General features: G+C 67.7%; 4 protein-coding genes. 2 read left to right on the top strand and 2 right to left on the bottom strand.

What is annotated here, in order from left to right:
• Both AC3XYG_RS26870 and AC3XYG_RS26865 read right to left on the bottom strand, forming a co-directional pair.
• A partial coding sequence (locus tag AC3XYG_RS26870; protein WP_489142942.1) for a bifunctional ornithine acetyltransferase/N-acetylglutamate synthase occupies window positions 1-350 on the bottom strand: 350 nt, incomplete at its 3' end.
• A 28-nt stretch (window positions 351-378) separates the two neighbouring features.
• Window positions 379-1,380 (bottom strand): peptidylprolyl isomerase, encoded by a 1,002-nt coding sequence (locus AC3XYG_RS26865; RefSeq protein WP_489142941.1) that lies wholly within the window; start codon window positions 1,378-1,380, stop codon window positions 379-381.
• 292 nt (window positions 1,381-1,672) lie between these two features.
• Here AC3XYG_RS26865 and AC3XYG_RS26860 point away from each other — a divergent pair, with 292 nt between their 5' ends.
• Both AC3XYG_RS26860 and secA read left to right on the top strand, forming a co-directional pair.
• Window positions 1,673-2,983, top strand: a complete 1,311-nt coding sequence (locus tag AC3XYG_RS26860) for an esterase-like activity of phytase family protein (protein ID WP_489142940.1) — start codon at window positions 1,673-1,675, stop codon at window positions 2,981-2,983.
• A 215-nt stretch (window positions 2,984-3,198) separates the two neighbouring features.
• Window positions 3,199-5,459, top strand: a 2,261-nt coding sequence (gene secA / locus AC3XYG_RS26855) for a preprotein translocase subunit SecA (RefSeq protein WP_489142939.1), incomplete at its 3' end; no start/stop codon positions are given.

The raw sequence follows: 5,459 nt of genomic DNA, 5'->3' as shown, positions 1-5,459 counted from the left end.
TCCTCCGGCTTGCAGCCGGCCTCCTTGGCCGCGGTGGCGACCGTGGCCTCCACCGTCGCCACGCCGGCCTTGCCGGTGAAGGCATTGGCATTGCCGGCATTGACCACGATGGCCCGGCCGGACCCGCCGGGCAGCACCTTGCGGCACCAATCCACCGGGGCGGAGGGGCAGCGGGAGCGGGTGAAGACACCCGCCGCCGTCGTGCCGGGGTCGAGGGCGACGAACAACACGTCCGGCGCCCCCGTCTTCTTCAGCCCGCAGGCGGCGGCGGCCAGCCGCACGCCCGCGATCGGTGCCAGGTCCGGCAGCCGCTCTGGTGCGAGCGGCGAGCGCGGCAATGCTCCGGCCATGGTCCCCTCCCCCTCCGCTATCCGCCGGTTACTTCGGCGCTGCCGCCGGGGCGGCCGGGGCAGTGCCGTCGGCCGGCGCGGCGCCCGGAGCAGCCCCGGGAGCGGCAGAGCCATCGGCCGGCGCGTCGGTGCTGGGCGGGGGCAGCGGCTTGCCGTCCTGGCCCATGACGACGATGGTGGCGCCCTTCTTCACATCGGCGATGATCTGCGGCACCAGCGACTGGGACAGCTGCTCCTCAAGCTGCGGCTTGACCTCGTCCAGGGTCGGCTGCGGCAGGGTGCGCTTGTCCTCGACCAGGATGACGTGCCAGCCGAACTGGCTCTTCACCGGCTCGGTGGTGTACTTGCCCTTCTCCAGCTTGAAGGCGGCATCGGCGAATTCCGGCACCATCTGGTCCTTGGCGAACCAGCCGAGATCGCCGCCGGAATCCTTGCCGGACGGATCGGTCGTGTTCTTGTTGGCCAAATCGTCGAACTTGGCGCCGCCCTGCAGCTGCTTGATCAGCGCCTTGGCCTTGTCCTCGCTGTCGACCAGGATGTGCCGGGCCTTGACCTGCTCCTGCGGCGGGTTCTTGGCCAGATAGTCCTTGTAGGCGTCCTGGATCACCTGGTCGGTCGTGCGCTCCTTGATCTGGCGCTGCAGCCAGACGTCCTGAATGATCCGGCGCTCGGCCGTGTCCAGCCGGGCCTTGACCTCGGGGTCGTCCTTCAGGCCGGCGGCGATGCCCTTGTCGGCGACGAGATGGGCGGTGGCGACCTGTTCGGCCATCAGCGGCACCAGCATTTCGACCGGCATCTGCCGGTACTGCTGCGGCAGGCCGTTGATCGCCTCGAGCACTTCGGAGCGCAGGATCGGCTGGCCGTTGACGGTGGCGGCGACCGGGTCGGCGGCAGCGGGTGCTGCGTCGGGCGTGCCGGCGGCCGGAGCCGTGGTCTCCGCGGGCTTGGTGGCGTCCTGCGCCAGCACGGGGCTGGCCAGAAGGGTGAGGGCCGCCACGCCGGCGAGCATGCGGAGGGCAAGGGAAGACATCGAAACGCGTCCTTTCGAACTGTGGGACCCGAACTGTTGGAACGGGCGGCGCTCTGGCCCATGAGCGGCCGGCATGGGGGCACCGGATCGCAGCGTGCCGGCTGCGCGACAGTGGCGGAAAGGTAAAGCACAGGCCGAAAGCAGGCACAAGCGGACCACAGGGGCCTGTCATCAAAGCTTCATTCCGCCGTCACCGGCCGTATACGGGGCAACGCCTAGAAGACAATCGGGTTCCCGGCCAGCCTCAGAGTCCGGCCAGGCTTCGACGTGAAGAAGAATTAAGGAGAGGGTCATGCCGTTCCGCCCCTTTGCCGCGGCGCTGCTGCTGTCGGCCGCGATTGTCCCCGCTGCGCTCGCGGCAGAAACCGTGACCGTCTACCACAGCGACGACCCGAAGCTGGCGATGGGCAGCATGACCGTCCCCGGCGGCAGCACCCGGGTGCTGAATGTCGGCATCGGCAGCGGCGCCGGCCGCCGGGCCGACGACCCGCCGATGACGTTCTGGACCATCTCCGACCGCGGCCCGAACTTCACCTGCGGCGACGTCAAGGACGTGTTCGGCGTCGACGGCAAGACCATCTGCGGCGCCAACAAGGGCGCCCGGATCTATCCGCTGCCGGACTATTCGCCGTCGATCTACCGCAACACCCTGAAGGAAGGCGGCACCTTCACGGTCGACACCGTGCTGCCGCTGCGCGACGGCGCCGGCACCCCGGTCAACGGCCTGCTGAACCCGCTGACCCATGCCACGACCGAGACGCCGGTGGATTTGGCGGGCAAGGCGCTGCCGCAGAACCCGGACGCGGTCGACGCGGAATCGGTGGTGCCGCTGGCCGACGGGACCTTCTGGGTGTCGGAGGAGAACGGCCCGTCGCTGCTGCATGTCGCAGCCGATGGCAAGATTCTGCGCCGGATGGTGCCGCAGGGCACCGAGGGCGACTTCAAGGCCGCGCATTATCCGGTCGATGGCGGGCTGCCGGCGCTGCTGTATCGCCGCGCCAGCAACCGCGGCCTGGAATCGCTGGCGATCACGCCCGACAACAAACGCCTGGCCACCATCATCCAGAACCCGCTCGCGAACCCGGACCAGGATGCCTACAAGAAATCCAAGAACGCCCGGCTCTACGTGCTCGACGCGGCGACGCTCGCGGTGACCGGCGAGTATGTCTACACCCTGGACGACCCGCAGAGCTTCCGGCTCGACCCCTCGGACAAGCAGAACGACCCGCGCATCAGCGAGATGATGGGGCTGGGCGCCGACCGCTTCCTGGTGCTGGAACGCACCGACGGCACCACCAAGCTGTATGAGATCAGCCTGGCCGGCGCGACCGACCTGCACGGCACCGCCTGGGACGGGCTGGACACGGTGCCCAGCCTGGAACAGACCAAGGACCTGGCGGCGGCGAAGATCGTGCCGGTGACCAAGACCCTGCGCTTCGACAGCGCCGACCACCCGGACGTGCCGTCCAAGATCGAAGGCCTGGCGCTGGCCGGCGACGGGTCGCTGATGATGATCAACGACAGCGACTTCGGCATCTCCGGCGAGGTCACCCAAATCGTGCTGCTGAAGGGCAGCGCCATCGCCGCCGACCCGGCGAAATAGCCCCCTGCGACGACCGGGACCGGCATTGCCGCCCTGCCTGCGGCGGGCATTGGCAGGGCGAAACCCTTCGGCTATGGTGCCGCGCCCGAAGGTCCGGGTCTTTTGACCGCAGTGGCCGCGCCGACATGTGGCTGCTGCGTTGAAAGCCCGGTCGCGCGGCCCCAATTCTTGGGTGGATGCGGCCACGTGTCCTCCCTGTCCAAGTCGAGGTTTCGATGTTCGGTGCGCTCGCCCGAAAGCTGTTCGGTTCGTCCAACGACCGGTTCGTCAAGACGCTGATCACCGGCCCGGTGGTCCAGACCAACGCGCTGGAGCCCCAGTTCCAGGCGCTGAGCGACGAACAGCTGCAGGCCAAGACCCAGGAATTCCGCGCCCGGCTCGACAAGGGCGAGACGATGGACGACCTGCTGCCGGAGGCGTTCGCCACCGTGCGCGAGGCGGCCAAGCGGGTGCTCGGGCAACGGCACTACGACGTGCAGCTGGTCGGCGGCGTGGTGCTGCACCAGGGCAAGATCGCCGAGATGAAGACCGGCGAAGGCAAGACGCTGGTCGGCACCCTCGCGGTCTATCTCAACGCCCTGCCCGGCAAGGGCGTGCATGTCGTCACCGTCAACGACTACCTGGCCCAGCGCGACAGCGCCTGGATGGGCCGGGTGTACAATTTCCTCGGCCTGTCCGTCGGCTGCATCGTCAACGGCCTGACCGACGACCAGCGGCAGCAGGCCTACGGCTCGGACATCACCTACGGCACGAACAACGAGTTCGGCTTCGACTATCTGCGCGACAACATGAAATTCCGGCTGGAGGACATGGTCCAGCGGCCGTTCAACTTCGCGATCGTCGACGAGGTCGATTCGATCCTGATCGACGAGGCGCGGACCCCGCTCATCATCTCCGGCCCGGCGCAGGATTCGTCGGAGATGTACATGCGGGTCGACCGGCTGATCCCGAGCCTGGTGGCGGTCGAGGACTACGAGCACGACGAGAAGCAGAAGACGGTCGCGCTGACCGAGGCCGGCCAAGTCAAGATCGAGCAGCTGCTGATCGACGCGGGGCTGCTCCAGGGCGACAACCTGTACGACATCCACAACGTCAACCAGGTCCACCACGTCACCCAAGCCCTCCGCGCCCATGTGATGTTCCAGCTGGACCGGGACTACATCGTCAAGGACGGCAAGGTCATCATCATCGATGAATTCACCGGCCGCATGATGGATGGCCGGCGGTATTCGGAGGGCCTGCACCAGGCGATCGAGGCCAAGGAGCGGGTGGAGATCCAGCGCGAGAACCAGACCCTCGCCTCGATCACCTTCCAGAACTATTTCCGCCTGTACCCGAAGCTGGCCGGCATGACCGGCACGGCGCAGACAGAGGCGGCGGAGTTCGGCGAGACCTACGGCCTGGAAGTGATCGAGATCCCGACCAACGTCCCGGTCACCCGCAAGGACGAGGATGACGAGGTCTACCGCACCGTCCGCGAAAAATACGACGCCATCGTCACCCTGATCCGCGAGTGCAACGCCAAGGCGCAGCCGATCCTGGTCGGCACCGTGTCGATCGAGAAGTCGGAGACGCTGGCGGCGCTGCTGCAGCGGGAGAAGATCCCGCACAACGTGCTGAACGCACGGTTCCACGAGCAGGAAGCCTATATCGTCGCCCAGGCCGGCCGGCCGGGTGCGGTGACCATCGCCACCAACATGGCCGGCCGCGGCACTGACATCCAGCTCGGCGGCAATGTCGAGATGCGGGTCGAGCTGGAGCTGGCCGGCATCGAAGACCCGGCGGAACGGGACCGGCGCGAGGCCGAGATCCGGGCCGAGGTGGCGAAGAACAAGGAAATCGTGCTGGCGGCGGGCGGCCTGTACGTCGTCGGCACCGAGCGGCATGAGAGCCGCCGCATCGACAACCAGCTGCGCGGCCGCTCCGGCCGCCAGGGCGACCCCGGCGGCTCCAAGTTCTTCCTGTCGCTGGAAGACGATCTGATGCGCATCTTCGCCTCCGAGCGGCTGGACGGCATCCTGCGCCGCTTCGGCCTGAAGGAGGGCGAGGCGATCATCCACCCCTGGATCAACAGGGCGCTGGAGAAGGCGCAGGAGAAGGTCGAGGCGCGCAACTTCGACATGCGCAAGAACCTGCTGCGCTTCGACAACGTGATGAACGACCAGCGCAAGGTGATCTACGAGCAGCGGCGCGAGATCATGCAGGCGCCCGATGTCGGCGCCATGGTCGGCGACATGCGGCAGGAGGTGGTGGCCGCGGTCGTCGCCCGCGCCATCCCCGAGAACAGCTACGCCGAGAAATGGAACCTCGACGCGCTGCACGAGGAATCGCTGCGCCTGTTCGGCATGGACCTGCCGGTCAAGGAATGGGCCAAGGAAGAGGGCATCGCCAACCGCGAGATCGAGGAGCGGATCCAGCACGCGATCGACGCCAAGATGGCGGCCAAGGTCGAGGCCTATGGCCCCGAGATCATGCA

The organism is Inquilinus sp., assembly GCF_057815775.1.
The sequence above is the reverse complement of the archived record's forward strand: the minus strand, read 5'-3'. Positions and strand labels throughout refer to the sequence as shown.

Coding starts and splice junctions, on each gene's coding strand:
- AC3XYG_RS26865 (WP_489142941.1), bottom strand. CDS start 1,380: ATGTCTTCCCTTGCCCTCCGCATGCTCGCCGGCGTGGCGGCCCTCACC.
- AC3XYG_RS26860 (WP_489142940.1), top strand. CDS start 1,673: ATGCCGTTCCGCCCCTTTGCCGCGGCGCTGCTGCTGTCGGCCGCGATT.